At 64.4% G+C, this 16559-nt stretch carries 12 protein-coding genes; 4 read left to right on the plus strand and 8 right to left on the minus strand.

Annotated elements, in window-relative coordinates; translation table 11 throughout:
• Window positions 1-188: 188 nt before the first annotated feature.
• From EOHIBHHM_RS10355 to EOHIBHHM_RS10375, 5 genes are all read right to left on the minus strand, one after another.
• Window positions 189-323 (minus strand): DUF2080 family transposase-associated protein, encoded by a 135-nt coding sequence (locus tag EOHIBHHM_RS10355; RefSeq protein ID WP_497250236.1) that lies wholly within the window; start codon window positions 321-323, stop codon window positions 189-191.
• A 58-nt stretch (window positions 324-381) separates the two neighbouring features.
• Window positions 382-1242, minus strand: a complete 861-nt coding sequence (locus tag EOHIBHHM_RS10360; RefSeq protein WP_497250238.1) for a hypothetical protein — start codon at window positions 1240-1242, stop codon at window positions 382-384.
• Between the two features lie 186 nt (window positions 1243-1428).
• Entirely contained in the window at window positions 1429-2208 is a 780-nt protein-coding gene (locus EOHIBHHM_RS10365) for an IclR family transcriptional regulator (protein WP_497250240.1), read from the minus strand.
• Between the two features lie 529 nt (window positions 2209-2737).
• Window positions 2738-4084 (minus strand): RNA-guided endonuclease InsQ/TnpB family protein, encoded by a 1347-nt coding sequence (locus EOHIBHHM_RS10370; RefSeq protein WP_497250242.1) that lies wholly within the window; start codon window positions 4082-4084, stop codon window positions 2738-2740.
• A 188-nt stretch (window positions 4085-4272) separates the two neighbouring features.
• A complete protein-coding gene (locus EOHIBHHM_RS10375) occupies window positions 4273-5910 on the minus strand; it encodes a BCCT family transporter (RefSeq protein WP_497250244.1) in 1638 nt (545 codons plus the stop codon).
• A gap of 428 nt (window positions 5911-6338) precedes the next feature.
• On the opposite strand from EOHIBHHM_RS10375, the gene EOHIBHHM_RS10380 reads away from it, so the two are divergent.
• Entirely contained in the window at window positions 6339-6992 is a 654-nt protein-coding gene (locus tag EOHIBHHM_RS10380) for a DUF8102 family protein (protein ID WP_497250246.1), read from the plus strand.
• Between the two features lie 117 nt (window positions 6993-7109).
• Here the strand turns inward: EOHIBHHM_RS10380 and EOHIBHHM_RS10385 are convergent, their stop codons facing one another.
• Together EOHIBHHM_RS10385 and EOHIBHHM_RS10390 are read right to left on the minus strand one after the other, a co-directional pair.
• The gene (locus EOHIBHHM_RS10385; RefSeq protein WP_497250248.1) at window positions 7110-7493 is read right to left on the minus strand and encodes a RidA family protein; all 384 of its coding nucleotides are present in this window, start codon (window positions 7491-7493) and stop codon (window positions 7110-7112) included.
• A 12-nt stretch (window positions 7494-7505) separates the two neighbouring features.
• Entirely contained in the window at window positions 7506-8885 is a 1380-nt protein-coding gene (locus tag EOHIBHHM_RS10390; RefSeq protein ID WP_497250250.1) for an aspartate aminotransferase family protein, read from the minus strand.
• A gap of 161 nt (window positions 8886-9046) precedes the next feature.
• On the opposite strand from EOHIBHHM_RS10390, the gene EOHIBHHM_RS10395 reads away from it, so the two are divergent.
• The 3 genes from EOHIBHHM_RS10395 (at window position 9047) to gdhB (ending at window position 13285) form a co-directional block, all read left to right on the plus strand.
• The gene (locus EOHIBHHM_RS10395) at window positions 9047-10705 is read left to right on the plus strand and encodes an aldehyde ferredoxin oxidoreductase family protein (RefSeq protein WP_497250252.1); all 1659 of its coding nucleotides are present in this window, start codon (window positions 9047-9049) and stop codon (window positions 10703-10705) included.
• A gap of 106 nt (window positions 10706-10811) precedes the next feature.
• The gene (locus EOHIBHHM_RS10400; RefSeq protein WP_497250254.1) at window positions 10812-11990 is read left to right on the plus strand and encodes a M24 family metallopeptidase; all 1179 of its coding nucleotides are present in this window, start codon (window positions 10812-10814) and stop codon (window positions 11988-11990) included.
• Between the two features lie 2 nt (window positions 11991-11992).
• Window positions 11993-13285, plus strand: coding sequence for a glutamate dehydrogenase GdhB (gene gdhB / locus EOHIBHHM_RS10405; RefSeq protein ID WP_497250256.1), 1293 nt, complete (start codon window positions 11993-11995; stop codon window positions 13283-13285).
• Window positions 13286-13438: 153 nt separating this feature from the next.
• Here gdhB and EOHIBHHM_RS10410 read toward each other — a convergent pair whose 3' ends face one another.
• Entirely contained in the window at window positions 13439-16555 is a 3117-nt protein-coding gene (locus EOHIBHHM_RS10410; RefSeq protein ID WP_497250258.1) for an FAD-binding and (Fe-S)-binding domain-containing protein, read from the minus strand.
• Window positions 16556-16559: the final 4 nt, after the last annotated feature.

Genomic DNA, 16559 nt, shown 5'->3' on the forward strand with positions numbered 1-16559 from the left:
CTCGTCAAAGTATTTCCACGCTTGATACGAGTATTCGGAAATCCCTGTGAGGTGGTTTGGCGTCCAGTATCGCTTGATGAGCGTTTTTGCTACTTAGTCGTGAGTGCGTCTAATCGAGCGTGGCGCTCTCGCTCCTTGAACGGGAGGTGAATCGGGAGTGAGAGGTGTGTGGACGCCATTCGTGGTGATTAGTCTTGGTCGAGGCGGATGATTGCGACTTCTTCACCAAGCCACTCTTTCGGGACGAAAACGTGTGCTCCCGTCCCAGTTTTGGTGACTTCCTTCGTGATTGCTTCCTTGCCTTGGAACGTGAACTCAGCCATTACCACTATGTAGATTAGATATACATATAAAAATTTGGATTAGAATTACTACCGAACACTACCATTCACGCCCGTTTTTCGTAGCAGTTACGCAACCCTTGTTCACCACGGAGAGCGGCAGTTCGTCGTAGCTCGGTCGCTGTCGGTCGAACGTGACGATTCGGTCGTGGCGCGCCAAGAGCGGGTGACAGTCGGTGTCGCCGACAGCGGTGAACGAGTCGACGAAGTCGAGGACGTCTCGAAGTTTCGCCGACTGTCGACGGGCCGACTCGGCTGTCAGTGCGCGGTAGGCCGACGAGACGAACAGGTCGGCGAGCGCTGCCCCCGCGAAGATGGGAATGTAGGCGTCGACGTGGTCGAAACAGACGCGGTGGACGTTCGTCGCGACGCCGCCGAGACTGATCCCCGAGGCGATCACTGGCCGAGCGGACCGGTCGCCGACCCGTGCGGCGAGTGCCTCGACGAGTCCCGCCGACGCCGCGAGCATCCCGACGAAGTTCTCGAGGTCACCCATCGCGCGGGCGTACTCGGCGTTCGACCCCGCGTGGAACGGTGCGCGGACGGCGATGACGTTGGCCGGCACTCGCTCGTCCCCGACGAACAGTCGACGAAACGAGTTCGAGCTGAACCGCCCGAAGTCGAACGGTCGTTCGCCGCTTCCGTGGTGATAGATGAGCGTCGGCGCATCCGACCCGACCCACTGCCAGGGGAGATACGCGGCGTCGAACGCGCCGAGCGGCGTGTCGACGGCGACCTCGTGGACGCCGGCCGTAGTCGGATCACCGACGTCCACCGTCGCGTCTGCGGCGACGTCGACGAGTGGCTCCGAGTCGACCGTCCGCGCGAAGAACTTCGCGTCTCGGAGGAGCAACGCGCTGAGTCTGACCGTGCCGACGTCGATCGCTGCATGGTGATTCACACGCCACCTCCTCGTGCCAGACGGTAACGTCGTGTGGCTCGGGGGTCACGCGAGAAGCCGAACCGGTTCGACCCCGCGCAGTCCGAGAGTGCGTCGGGCCACCGCGACGCCCGCCGTCGCCACGTCGGGGCCGACCGGAACCTCTCGACCGACGACGTGGCCGAAGACGTCGGGAGCGACGCGACCTCAGCCACTCTCCGGCGACTGCTCGGCGATCCGCCGTTCGAACTCGGCGACTTTCTCTTCGAGACTCGTGACGATCGTCCGTTCGCGCTCGTCAGTGTGGATGTACGTCGGTCCACAGACGTTCAGCGAGCCACAGACGCGCCCGATCGGATCTTTGACGACCTTGCTCACCGCCCACAGCCCCTCTATCGCCTCCTCCTCGTTGAGTGCGTACCCCCGCTCGCGAACCCGCTCGAGGTCGGCGAGCAGTTCGTCCCGATCGGTGATGGTCCGGTCGGTCTCGGCGGGCAGTCCCCACTGGTCGAGAATCTCGTCGACGCGGGGTTCGGGATACTCGGCGAGGATCGCCTTCCCCGATGCGGTGCTGTGCATGTGGAACAGTCGCCCGTCGACGAGAAACGAGGGCGTGTCCGAGTAGTTCGTCACGTCGTACAGCGAGACGGTCCGTCCGTTCTCCTCGACCGTGAAATCCGTCTCCAGTTCGGTCTCGTCGGCCAGTTCGGTGACGATGCGCTTTGCGACGTCGTACGCGGTGTTCTGCTTGCGAGCGTAGTCGCCGATGTGATAGAACTTCAGGCCGACCCGGTAGCGGTTGTTCTCGCGGACGACGTACCCGTACTGTGCGAGCGTCTGGAGGTGGTTGTGGATCGTGCTCTTCGCGAAGTCGGTCTCGGCGGTGAGTTCGCTCAACGTCGCCCCGTCGGTCTCGACGAGGTGTTCGATCAGTTGAAGCGAGATCTCGGTCGTCCTGAGCCCGTTCTCCGTGCGACGCGGTTGCATGCTCTACCGATTCCTGCAGACCTACTTAGGACTATGTTCGTCCCCCTCGCCGAAACGAGACAAGAGTGTTAACAATATCTGTATATCATGTGCCGATCTCAGTTTCCTTATACAATATTTAGTGGAGATAGAGTGACGTTTGGCTTATATACCCACTATATATGGTGAAAGAGAAAATATGGAATCGAATACAGTCAAACAGTACACAGATACCGTGTACTGTTGTGGAGGCAGTTTCTCACTCGGCTGTTGGCCGGTCCTGTTATAAACGTTCGCGAGCGATGAACGATCGAGTACCTCACGTCGTCGGCAGAGACGTCGGGCGCCACCGTATCGTTACAATATTAGTTATGTAATTCACCACGGTCAATCACGTGACTAGTCCATCGTGCGCTGCAGACGGCATCCGCATATAAACGTTCGTCCCTCCGAAACGCCCGGTTCTGCAGCAGAGTGTGGTCGCTCGACGGCGGCTCGACCGAGCGATCTCTCTTCGTGGGAGCGAGAGGAGCAAAGGAAAGCCGATACGTCAGTAACCCACGAGTGAACTCGTGGGCTTGTCAGTGGACTCCCCTTCTGCCTCTGTAATGGAGTAGGCGTGGAACTCGCCATTCAGGTTCAGCGTCCCTGACGTGAGCGCACACTGACAGGGTGCGCCTCCACTCGAAGACGTCTGCCCCGAGTGGAGTTTCTTGAGCAGTTTCCGAGCAATATTCTTGCTCGCGTTGTAGTCCGCGTTCAGTTCGTACTTGCACTTCTGACACATGAACTGGTGTTTCGACCGCCGATTCGACTCGTGGGTAAACCCACACGACGAACACCGACGAGACGTGTACGCGGGACTCACTTTCTCAACCTCGATGCCGAGCATTTCGGCTTTGTATTCGACGTACTGGTAGAGGCGTCGGAACGCCCATGCGTGGAATCGCTTTGCACCAGCCATCCGATTGCGAATATCAGTCAAGTTCTCAAAAGCGATATGGGTACAGTTGTGATCGCGAGCTTCTTCGAGAATCTGGTTTGAGACTCGATGTAGTTCGTCCTGCATCCAACGGTGTTCGCGGTCGTTCATCGACTGAATCGACAGGTGCGCCGACCGCGTGCCCGTCTGTTGCATCGACCCGCGAGTCTTCTCAAACTCTCGGCATCGATGATTCATCTCGTCAGCGTTTCCGATGAACGCGCCCGTAGAAGTCACGGCGATCGAGCCGTCCACGTTCAGGTCAACACCAAGGACTGTTCTGTGCTTGGCGTCCTCAGAACGCTCTGCGTTCTGATGGGTTCCATCAGACGTAGTCTGATGAACGTCAGAAGTAGTCGCGGACTGCTCGTCGCTTCCAGTTCGGCGCATCCGTGCGTGGAGGTAGAACGACTCTGTGAAGCGGTCGTACTGCAACGTGGACATACGGAACTCGTAGTCCTCGTTCAGCAGGTACTCACCAATCGGCGTCCCCTCGGCGTCGTTGGGAATCACGTAGTCGCACTCAACACGACCGTTCACTGTTGAGAGCGAAACGTGGTCGCGATGGAACGTCGCAGAGCGTTTGTCGTAGACGACGCTCCACGCATCGAAGTGTGGTTGGCTGGTGTTGTCGCCTTTCTTGAGTCGTGCGACACCGCTTTTGGTAGCCTCGATAGCACGTCGAATCCCTTTCTGTACGAGGTTTGCAGTCAACTCTGTCTCGGTGCGAAGTCGCTCGTAGAGGGCTTTCTCGGCTTTCTGTTTCGAGGTCACGCAGTAGTCGTTTGGGTGTCTCCACGCCCACTCTGCGGTGGTGTTCGCACAGTGGAGGAACTGGTCTTTCGTCTGATGAAGGTCGTCGCACCGCTCGTCGGGTACGTCGAGTTTGACTTTGACGGTGCGAATCTCCTCCATCGTTAGTTCACATATCGAACTGTCTCTTTATGATAATTCGGATTGGCGTGGGGGAGTCGGTTGGCCATTGCTCGTTGTTGGTGAAGTACATGGTCGGATTCCTCCCATGACTAAAGTCATGGGCTTCCTCCTTGTATCTCTGTGAGACGGGAGACCGCGTCGGAGTCGGCGACCCACCGTCCGCGTCGTCAGTCGTCGTCCGTTCCGGCGGCGACCTTGGTCGAGCTGGACTGCTTCGTCGAGTCCGGTTTTCTGAAGACCGTCGCCTCCTCGGTCAAGAGGAGGTTTCCGCTCTTCTCGCTGAACGTCTTCACCAGGCCGACGACGGCGATGACGCAGACGATGGCGAACGGGCCACCGGTGATGATCGCGGCCGACTGGAGCGCGCTCACGCCGCCGATGACCATGAGGATCGACGCGACGGCGCCCTGGAGGATACCCCAGAAGACGCGGTTGATCGCGGAGGGTTCCTCCTTCCCGCCGGTGGTCATCATCGAGACGGCGAGCGTCGAGGAGTCCGCCGACGTCACGAAGAACGTCGTCACGAGGACGAGGAACCCGAACAGCAGCAGCGTCCCGACCGGCAGTCCCATGAAGTCCATCGCGCCGAAGAGGACGTACCCCGAGACGGCCTCGCCGTACTGGTTGACGGGACCGAGGATGTCCGCGGTGCCGTTGTGCTGGAAGATCGTCGCCGTTCCGCCGACGATTGCGAACCACGGGATCGTCGCGAGCGACGTCGCCACGATGCCGGTGAAGGCGACCTCGCGGACGCTTCGACCGCGGGAGATACGTGCGATGAACAGTCCTGCGAACGGCGACCACGCCAGCGGCCACAGCCAGTAGAAGACGGTCCAGGCGTTCGACCACGACCCGCCGTTCGTGTAGTCGGCGAACAGCGCCATCTCGAAGAAGTCGCCGACGAGTCCGCCCGTCGCCTGCGTGCTGAGTTCGAGCACGCGGAACGTCGGTCCGAACACGAGGGTCGCCACCATCAGCGCACCGAACAGCAGCATGTTGAAGTTCGAGAGCCGACGGATTCCCTTGTCGACGCCGAGCACGAGCGACACGGTGAACAGCGCCGTCATCCCCGTGATCACCGCGATCGTCCCGGCGTCACCCAGCTGGATTCCCCACTGGAACTCGAGACCGGTGAGGAACTGACTGCCGATGAACCCCAGCGACGTCGCGACGCCGCCGAGCGTCGCGAACACGGCGAGGATGTCGATCGTCTTCCCGGCCAGGTTGTCGACGTTGTCCGCACCCACGAACGGCGTCAGCACGGCCGACACGCGGAGCGGTGCGCCGTGTTCGTGGACGAAGTAACCGATCCCCAGTCCCATGACGGTGAAACAGGACCACTGAACGATCGCCCAGTGGAACATCGAGTACTGCACCGCGATCGGAATCGCCGCCTGTGACTTGGCCGCGACGTCGTACAGCGGCGGAACGGTCGAGTAGTGGAGGAGCGCCTCGGACGGTCCCCAGAAGACGATACCCGCGGCGAGTCCCGCCGAGTAGATCATCGTGAAGTACGAGAAGTAGCTGAACTCGGGCGTCTCGTCACCGAGTTTGAGCCGTCCCCACGGCCCGAAGATGAGGAAGACGAGGAAGCCGACGAACCCCAGCATCACGAGCAGGAACGCCCAGTTGAAGTGTCCGAGGACGAAGTCGGTCGCACTCGAGACGAGACTCCCGGCCGCCTCCGGGTTCAACGCGAAGACCGCGACGAATAGGAGCGTGATACCCGCCCCGAAGGCGAACACGATCGGTTCGATCTCGTCGAGGAACTCTTCGACCGCTCCTTGGTCGGTCCGTTGACTCATCTGTCTCCTCCCTCGTCGACGTCGTTCTCTCCGATGCGATGCTGTCCGTCTCGCCGGGACGACGTGGTCTGACTACCGTGCGTGTTGCGACAGTTCTCGCGCAGACACGCCTCCGTCCGACCACAGTCGCCGATATCTTGCAATCTCATGTCTCGTACGACCACCACTCATGGCACAGTACCTCCTGAGCCATGACACACCACACCAATCACGAATCATCAGGATAAATGTTACGGCTACTGGAGACGGTGTATACGGATGTTGTTGATTTCATCGAGAGCCGAGCGAAACTTGCAACCTGAACGTGGCGTCGATTCCCGCGCTGGAGGCTCTCGGACCGCTATTACTCCGTATCGGGGACGACGGAGAAGTAACAACTTCTGCATACGTTCGTAACCCTTAATTGAATTCGTCTACACAAACTGTGTATGGCAAACAGTGATGACGGGGACGGTCCCCACGACCGCTTGGCGCTCTCCGCCGACCGCGGACGGGGGATCCTGACGCCGAGCGACCGCGAGTTCCTCCTCGAGCGGAAGACGGACTACACCGAGCACTCGAAGAAACAGAAGCGAAACCGGATCCGCCGTCGGCTCCGGAACGCGATCCTCGACTTCAGCATCCTCTTCGAGCATCTCGAAGACCGCGACCGCGAGACGGTGTTCAACCCCGAGTCGGAGGCGCGCGACGACTACACGCAGGGGATCATCGACATGCTCGGCTTCCTCCACCTCGGGACGATGGGCTACCACGTCCCGTTCAAAGACATGCTCGGACAGGGTGTCAACCGGGCCGAACAGAAACTCGCCGGCTCGGACTACCGGATGGTGACGGTCGACTTCAACGTCGACCCGGTCGGCCAGATCGACGTCGACGAGGTGATCGACAAACTGGAGGGCGGAAGTTTCGACGAGATCACCGACGAGGAGCTGCGCGCGTTCGTCCGGCTCTTGACCGAGTCGGAGGACTTCTCGCCGACGGCGATGCGCTCGGAGATGAAAGAGCAGATGACCGAGTTCTTGGAGAAGGTGAACGAGGCGACCGAACAGCGCAACCGCAGGGTCGAAGAGCTGAACGACTGACGCGGAGCCGCCTCGTCGCAGCTTCTTTTCGAAGAGACGCGTCCGGTGGTGACGTCCAGACGCGGAGTGAACACGGCGAGAGAGAAGACGAACTCGGGAGCGTGCGTCAGCGGAGCGTCAGCCGAGGTAAGCGACGGCGTCCATCTCGACGCGGACGTCGTCGGGGAGCCGTGAGACCTCGACACAGACGCGGGCCGGCGGCTCCTCGGCGAACTGCTCGCCGTAGGCCTCGTTGACGCGGTCGTAATCGTCGAGGTCCGTCAGGTAGACGGTCACTTTGACCACGTCGTCGAGCGACCCGCCAGCCTCCTCGACGGTGGCGGCGATGTTCTCGAGGACCTGTTCGGTCTCCGCCTGGACGTCGCCCTCGACGTCCTCGCCCGTCTCGGGGTCCACCGGACCGTAGCCCGACACGTAGAGCGTGTCGCCGGCGCGGACCCCCTGCGAGTAGGGGTTGTCGTTACGCGGTGCGTCGTCGGTGACGATCGGCTCTGAACTCATTGTGCGGTGTGGTTAGACGGTCTGTTTCGCGGCGCTGGTCGTCTCGATAGCGTCGACGATGACGTCGAGCGCCGTCTCGGCGAGCTCCTGCGTGAGCACGAGCGGCGGCAGCAGGCGGAGGATGTTGCCGTGGCGACCCGCCTTCCAGACGAGCACGCCGTGCTCGAAGCAGTAGTCCTGGATCGCGTCGGCCATGTCGTCGGCCGGGTTGCCGTCGTCGTCGACGAACTCCGCACCGATGAACAGCCCCTTGCCACGGACCTCCGCGAGGTGCGGGTTGCCGTCACCGGCCTCCTTCAGACGCGTCTGGATGTACTCGCCGAGTTCGCGGGCGTGGGCGAGCAGGTCGTGTTCCTGGATGTACTCGATGGCGCGCGTCCCGGCACGCATCCCGACGACGTGGCCGCGGTACGTCCCGGCGTGGTCGCCGGAGCCCCACGTGTCGAGTTCCTCGTCGTACATCGTCGCCGACAGCGGGAAGCCGACGCCGCCGAGCGCCTTCGCGGAGGTCATCACGTCCGGCGTGACGTCGTACCACTCGCTGGCCCACCACTGGCCGGAGCGGCCGAGCCCGCTCTGGATCTCGTCGAAGATGAGCGGCACGTCGTTGTCGGTGGCGAGGTCACGCACGCCCTGCAGGAAGCCTTCCGGGGGCGTGATGACGCCGCCCTCGCCCTGGATGGGTTCGACGATGATGCCTGCGGGGTTCGCGAGACCGCCGTAGGGGTCTTCGAGCGTCGCCTGCAGCTCTTCGAGCGCGTGGTCGACCGCCTCCTGCGGGGCCTTGTCCTGGCCGAGCGGATACGGATACGGCGAGTGGACCACGTCCGGCAGCAGCGGCGTGTACGCCTCCTTGAACTTCTTGTTCGAGGTGACGCTCATCGCCCCGCTCGTCGCGCCGTGGTACGCGCCGCGGAAGGCGATGAGTCCGTCGCCGCCGGTGTTGTACTTGCCGAGCTTGATCGCCGCCTCGACGGCGTCGCTGCCGGTCGGGCCGCCGAAGACGACCTTGTTGTTCCCCTGCAGCGCCCCCGGCGCGATCTCGTCGAGCTTCTCGATGAGGTCGAGGCGGGCCTCCGTCGGGAAGTCGACGGTGTGGACGAACTTGTCGGTCTGTTCGTGGACGGCCTCGAGCACGTAGGGGTTCGCGTGGCCGACGTTGAGCACGCCGATACCGGCGAACATGTCGATGAACGTGTTGCCGTCGACGTCGCGGACGGTCGCGCCTTTCCCCTCCTCGAAGGCGATCGGGATGTCTTCGGGGTAGGCGACGGCGCTGCTGTCGATGTTCTGTTGCTTCTCGATGAGCGCACGCGACTTCGAACCGGGCACGGAGTCGACTGACGGTGCCTCGTCGAAGTGCAGCTCCTCGATCGATGGTCCTGCTGCCATACGTGTGCCAATGAGGAACAGTCATAAATAATTTGTCCACAGAAACTGCCCAGGTTGTACACAGTTTCTGATTGATCGGCCGGGGGACGAAAACGGAAACGTCGGATGACGTACACAGATTTCGTGAAGGATTAAGTACCGCGGGACACGTTGTCTCGGGCATGCTGCACACAGAGGGGCCGCTCCTCACTATCGACGTGGGGACGCGGACGACGGAGACCGAAGCCATCGACGAGGTCCTAGAGTCGTTCATCGGCGGTCGCGGCGTCGCGACGAAACTCGCCCACGACCGCATCCCGTTCGACGCCGACCCGTTCGGCGCGGAGAACCGCCTGTACTTCGCGACCGGGCCGATGCAGGCGTCGACGATGAGCTTCACCGGGCGGATGAACGCGACGGCCGTCTCGCCGCTCACCGACGGACTCGTCTCCTCGAACGCCGGCGGCTTCATGTCGCGGAACTTCGCGGACGCGGGTCACGCGGCCGTCGAGATCACGGGCGAGAGCGACGAACTCCTCGTCCTCCACGTCACCGACGAGGGCGTCGAGTTCGAGTCGGTGCCGGACCTCGCGGGGGCGACCGTCCCCGAGACGGTGTCGTATCTCGACGAGGAACACGGCGTCGGCGCGGACCAGACGGCCGTCGTCGGCCCCGCGGGCGAGAACCTGGTCCGCTTCGCCTCCATCATGACCTCCGAGGAGCGGGCGTTCGGTCGCGGCGGCCTCGGCGCCGTCTTGGGGTCGAAGAACGTGAAGGCGGTCACCTTCGAGGGCGACTCCGCACCCGAGATCGACGTCCCCGCCTCGCAGATGGAGATCCACCGCGAGGCGGCGACGGACGACCACATCATGAAGCGACAGGGGACGGTCGCGGTGATGGATCTGGCGAACGAACTGGACGGGCTCCCCTCGTACTACTTCTCCGAACAGCAGTTCGAGGGCGTCGAAGGGATCAACGGGTCGGCCATCGAGGAGAAGAAGTACAAGAAGGGCACCTGTTCGGCGTGCGCGTTCGCGTGCAAACTCCCGACCAAAGACGAGGAGCGCGGCGTCGAGACCGAAGGTCCCGAGTTCGAGGTGGCGATGGCGTTCGGGTCGAACTCCGGCGTCGACGACATCGTCGACGTGATGAAGTCGAACGAACTCTGTGACCGGTACGGACTCGACGCCATCTCCGCCGGCAACACCGTCGCCGCCTACCTCGCCGCCGAAGACGAGTTCGGCGACGTCGACCTGATCCACGAGACGGTCGAGAAGATCGCGAAGCGGGAGGGCGTCGGCGACGACCTCGCGGAGGGCATCGCCCGCGTCCACGACGACCTCGGCGTCGAGAACTGGACGGTGAAGGGACTCGACTTCGCGGCCCACGAGGGGCGCGTCCTCCACGGACAGGGGCTCTCCTACGCCGTCGCGAACCGCGGGGCGGACCACATGTACGCCGTCTTCTACTCGCAGGAGTACCCGCTCGTCGACGAGCACGACGCCTACGACCCCACCGGGTTCGAGGGGAAGCCACAGCGACTCGTCGAGAAGGAGAACCAGATGGCCGTCAACGACAGCGGCGTCGTCTGCAAGTTCTCTCGGGACTACATGACTCCCGAGCGCTACGAGATGCTGTTCGGCGTCGACTTCGACGATCTGCTGGCCGTCGGCGACCGCATCGTCACGCTCGAACGCCACTTCAACAACCAGCGCGGGTTCGACCGCTCGGACGACACGCTTCCGTACGACATCCCGGGCTTCGAGGACGCACTGGAGGAGTACTACGACATCCGCGGGTGGGACGACGGCGTCGTCCCCGACGACCGGGTCTCTGCGTAACTCCGGAATCCATCTCACCGTCACGACCCATACACACGAACCGTAATCGTCGTACACAAAAAATTAAAATAGTTGTTCGACCAATCCACTTTCGAGAACGGGTAGCATGCCACAGTCAGTGTTCACCGCAGGCGAGTACGAGAGGCGAATCGAACGGACGAAAGAGCGGATGCGCGAACGGGAACTCGACGCGCTCGTGATCGCCGACCCGGCGAACATGAACTATCTGGCGGGGTACGACGGCTGGTCGTTCTACGTCCACCAGGCGGTCATCGTCACGCAGGACCGCGACGAACCCGTCTGGGTCGGTCGCGGACAGGACGCCAACGGCGCACGGGCGACGACCTGGCTCGGCGAGGAGAGCATCCGCGCCTACAGCGACGACCACGTCCAGTCGCCGTACGACCTCCACCCGATGGATTTCTTCGCCGAGGTGCTGGAAGATCTCGGCGTCGACGACGCGCGCATCGGCCTGGAGATGGACGCCTACTACTTCACGGCGAAGTCCTACCTCCGCCTGCAGCAGAACCTCCCCGAGGCCGAGTTCGAAGACACGACCCTGCTCGTCAACTGGGTCCGCGTCAAGAAGTCCGAACAGGAACTCGACTACATGCGCGAGGCCGCCCGCATCTCCGAGAACGCGATGGCGGCCGGGCTCGACGCCATCGAGGAGGGCGTCCCCGAATCTGAGGCAGCGCGCGCCATCTACAACGCGCTCATCGACGGAACGGACGAGTACGGCGGCGACTACCCCTCGATCGTTCCGCTGATGCCCTCGGGCGACCACACCGGGACGCCGCATCTCACGTGGACCGACCGCCCGTTCGAGCAGGGCGACCCGGTCATCATCGAACTCTCCGGCTGTCGGCATCGCTACCACTCCCCGCTCGCGCGGACGACGTACGTCGGCGACCCGCCACAGGAGATGCAGGATCGGATGGAGATCGTCGTCGAGGGCGTCAACGCCGCGCTCGACGTCGCCGAACCGGGCGTCACCTGCGAGCGCGTCGAGAAGGCGTGGCGCGACGTCATCCAGAAGTACGACCTCGAGAAGGAGGAGCGCATCGGCTACTCGATGGGGCTCGGCTACCCGCCGGACTGGGGTGAACACACCGCCAGTCTCCGCCCCGGTGACGAGACGGTGCTCGAGGAGAACATGACGTTCCACATGATCCCCGGTCTCTGGTTCGACGACTTCGGCGTCGAACTCAGCGAGACGTTCCGCGTCACCTCGAACGGCGCCGAAGTGCTCGCAGACTTCCCGCAGGAGCTGTTCTCTACGTAACCATGTCCAAATCAACCGCAGAAGACGTCGACGCGACAGAGAGCGAAGAGGCGACCGAATCGGCGCTCACCACCGCGCGCCGTCAACTGAAACGTGCCGCGACGCACGTCGACGTCGACGACGGCGTCGTCGAGCGACTCAAACACCCCACGAAGGTCCAGCGCGTCTCCGTGCCGCTGAAGCGCGACGACGGCGAGCTGGAGGTGCTGACGGGGTTCCGCGCCCAGCACGACGACGTCCGTGGCCCGTACAAGGGCGGCCTCCGTTACCACCCCGAGGTCAACGCCGACGAGTGTATCGGCCTCTCGATGTGGATGACGTGGAAGTGCGCCGTCATGGACATCCCGTTCGGCGGCGGGAAGGGTGGCATCGCCGTCGACCCGAAGGAGCTGAGCAACGAGGAGAAAGAGCGGCTCACCCGCCGGTTCGCCGAGGAACTCCGCGACGTCGTCGGACCGAAACAGGACGTTCCGGCACCCGACATGGGCACCGACGCCCAGACGATGGCGTGGTTCATGGACGCCTACTCGATGCAGCAGGGTGAGACCACGCCCGGCGTCGTCACCGGAAAGCCGCCGGTCATCGGTGGGTCGTACGGCCGCGAGGAGGCACCGGGACGCAGCGTCGCCATCGTCACGCGGGAGGCGATCGACTACTACGACTGGGAGATCGAGGACACCACCGTCGCGGTCCAGGGGTACGGGAGCGTCGGTGCCAACGCCGCCCGCGCGCTCGACGAGTGGGGCGCGAAGGTCGTCGCCGTCTCCGACGTCGACGGCGCGATCTACGACCCCGACGGCCTCGACACCAAGGACGTGATGGGCCACGACGAGCGTCCTGGGATGGTCTCGGGTTACGACGCACCGCGGAAACTCGGCAACGAGGAACTGCTCGAACTCGACGTCGACGTGCTCATCCCGGCGGCCGTCGGCAACGTGCTCACCGCCGACAACGCCGACGACGTGCAGGCGAACCTGGTCGTCGAAGGCGCCAACGGGCCGACGACGTTCGCGGCGGACACCATCTTCGAGGAACGCGGGATCCCGGTCCTCCCGGACATCCTCGCCAACGCCGGCGGGGTGACGGTGTCGTACTTCGAGTGGCTACAGGACATCAACCGCCGCCAGTGGACGCTCGACCGGGTCCACGAGGAGCTGGAAGACGAGATGCTGAAAGCGTGGAACGCGGTGCGGAAGGAGGTCGAAGAGCGCGACGTGACGTGGCGCGACGCCGCGTACGTCGTCGCGCTCAACCGCGTCGCGACGGCCAAAGCGACGCGCGGCCTCTGGCCCTGACGCCACGGGTCGGTTCGGACGCCGCTGCTGCTTTTTTTTTGCTGTCGACGGTCGACGACGAGCGATGCGGACAGCGGTGAGAGGAGAGAAACGGAGAGACGAGAGGACAGCGGTGAACCCCCGAACGGACAGCCGCGAGATCGGAGACGCGACTCAGTTTCCGAGCGCCGCGGCGACCTTCTCGATGGGGTGGGTCGGCGTCTCGCCGCCCTCGCGGTCGCCGAGTTGCGTCCGGCAGGACGCACCCGGGGCGACGACCTCCTCGCCGTCGCTGTCGTCGACCTGCTCGAAGAGGATCTCGCCGATGGCGCTGCTCATCGAGTAGTGCTCGGCCTCGTAGCCGAACGAGCCGGCCATCCCACAGCAGCCGGAGTCGAGCACGTCGACGTCGTAGCCGGCGTCGGCGAGCACCGCGGCGGCGTGGTGATCCTTCTTCGTCGCCTTCTGGTGGCAGTGACCGTGGTAAGTGAGCGATGCCGAGCCGGCATCGGTCGCCGGTGAGGTAGATGCCGAGCCGGCATCGGTCGCCGGCGAGGTAGACGTCGAATCAGAGCCGAACTCGAGTCCGAACTCGAACCGGTCGAGATACTCGCAGACGCCGTAGGTGGCGGCCGCGACGCGTTCGACGTCACGCCCCGACAGCAGGTCGAGGTAGTCCGACTGCAGCATCACGGCGTCGGACGGTTCGACGAGGACGACGTCCCAGCCGTCTGCGACCCGCGGGGCGAGCGCGTCGACGTTCGTCGCCGCCCGCTCCCGCGAGAGGTCGAGAAAGCCCTTCGAGTGCGCCGGGCGGCCGGTCGAGGTGACGCCCTCGGGGAGGCGAACGTGAACGCCCGCCGCCTCGAGCACTCGGACGGCAGCCTTCCCCGCGTCGGGGTGGTTGTAGTTGGTGTAGGTGTCGGGGAACAGTAGCACCTTCCGCGTCGCCTCCGAGGCGGGCACCTGCGGTCCGCCGCGGGCCTCGAACCACTCCTCGAAGCTCTCGCGGTGGAACGTCGGCAGCGACCGCTCCTCGGCGATGCCGACGGTCTTCTCCAGCACCGTTCGTGCGCCGGGCACCTTCGCGGCCCAGTTCGACAGCGGCGCGAACGTCGACCCGAGTTCGTTGAGCGTGTCGACGTTGGCGAACAGTCGCTCGCGGAGGCCGGCGCCGTGTTCCTCGTGGTGGGCGTGTTCGACCTCGGCTTTCAGCTTCGCCATGTCGACCTCGCTGGGACAGTCGCGGGCACAGCCCTTACAGCCGACACAGAGGTCCATGATCTCGCGCATGAACTCGGTGTCGACGGCGTCCTCGTCGAGGTCGCCGCTCATCGCCTGCCGGAGCATGTTCGCCCGACCGCGAGTGGCGACGCTCTCCTCCTCGGCGGCGCGGTAGGTCGGACACATCACGCCGCCGGTCGTCTCCTGCTGGCCGCGGCAGCCGCCGCAGCCGTGGCAGAGTTCGACCATCCCCTGGAAGCCGTTGTCGTTCCGCCAGTTCAGCGCCGGGTCGAAGCCGGCGTCGAAGTCGTAGTCGCCGCCGAACCGGAGGTTCTCGGTCATGTCGACGTCGCCGCAGACCTGCCCCGGGTTGAGCAGCCAGTCGGGGTCGAAGGCGGTCTTCAGGTCGCGGAACAGCTGCCAGACCTCCTCGCCGTACAGTTTCCGGTTCCACTGCGTCCGAGCGCGGCCGTCGCCGTGTTCGCCCGAGACGGAGCCGTTGTACTCGACGACGAGGTCGGTCACGGCGTCGGAGATGGACTCCATCTGAGCGACCCCCGCCGGACTCTTGGTGTCGACGAGCGGCCGCATATGCATACAGCCGGGGCCGGCGTGGGCGTAGAACGACGCGAACGTGTCGTTCTCGTCGAGCACCGTCTGGAAGTCGGCGACGTAGTCCGCGAGGTTCTCCGTCGGGACGGCCGTATCCTCGATGAACGAGATGTGCTTCGCGTCGGTGGTCCGCGAGAGGAGGATCGGCATCCCGCTCTTGCGGAGCTTCCAGAGCGTCGCCCGCTCCTCGGCGTCGTACGCCTCCAACACGTCGAAGGCGCGTGCGGGGTCGTCGGCCGGACGGTCCACGTCGTCGTCCGCGTCGGCGTCGCCCTCGACGCTCGGCGTCGCGGACGGTACACGGTCGGCGACGAGGTCCGCGACCTGCTGTCGGCCGTGGTCCGCGTCCTCGGCGTAGAACTCGACGAGCAGCGCCGTCTCGGTCGCCTCGGGGAGCATCGCCGCCACCTCCGCAAACTCCTCGGTGTCGCGGGCGAGATCGAGGAGGACGTCGTCGATCGCCTCGACGGCGGCGGGGTCGTGGTTGCGGACGATGGTGTCGACGTCGGCCATCGCGTCCAGCAGGTCGTGGTAGGTCAGGAGGGCGACCGACTTCGTCTCGGGCACCGGTTCGAGCGAGACGGTCGCGGCCGTCACCACGCCGAGCGTCCCCTCGCTTCCCGCGAAGACGCGCGCGAGGTTGACCGACCCCGACTCGGCCTCCCGGACGAGTCGGTCGAGGTTGTAGCCGGAGACGTTACGCTTCAGCTGAGGGTAGACCTCGCGGATCGTCTCGGCCTCCTCGTCGACGACGTGCGCGAGCGCGGCGTAGATCCGACTCTCCACGTCGCCGTCGGCGTCGGCCCGCTCGCGGAGCTCTTCCAGCGTCACCTCGCCGAACGTCGCGACCGAACCGTCGGCGAGGACGACCTCGGCCTCCTCGACGTAGGCGTCGGTCTTGCCGTACTTCAGCGAGTGTGCGCCCGTCGAGTTGTTGCCGATCGCACCGCCGACCGTACTCCGGTCGCCGGCGGCCGGGTCGGGCGCGAACTTCAGATCGTGCGGTTCGAGCGTCGCGTTCAGATCCGCGAGCACCGCGCCGGCCTGGACGTCGGCGACGCGAGCCTCGGGGTCGACGTCGACGAGTTCGTTCATGTGGACGCTCAGATCGAGGACGACCGCCTCGTTGGTCGCCTGTCCGGCGAGGCTGGTGCCGCCGCCGCGCGGGAGCACCGGAATCTCGCGGTCCGCACAGTAGTCCACGACGGCGGCGACGTCGTCGGTCGACTGCGGGAAGACGACGCCCACCGGCGTCACCTCGTAGGCGGAGGCGTCGGTCGCGTAGAGCTGTCGGGAGTACTCGTCGAAGCGGACGTTGCCGTCGACGAGCGCCTGCAGGTCGGCGACGAGTCCCTCCCGTTCGACCGACCCGCCGGTGTAGTCGTACTGCGCTCGCTCGTCGGCGGCCGGGTCGGCCGACGCGTCGTCCTGCAGACGGGGGTCCTGTGTCGCCATCGCG

It is taken from the genome of Halogranum roseipondis (assembly GCF_059695585.1).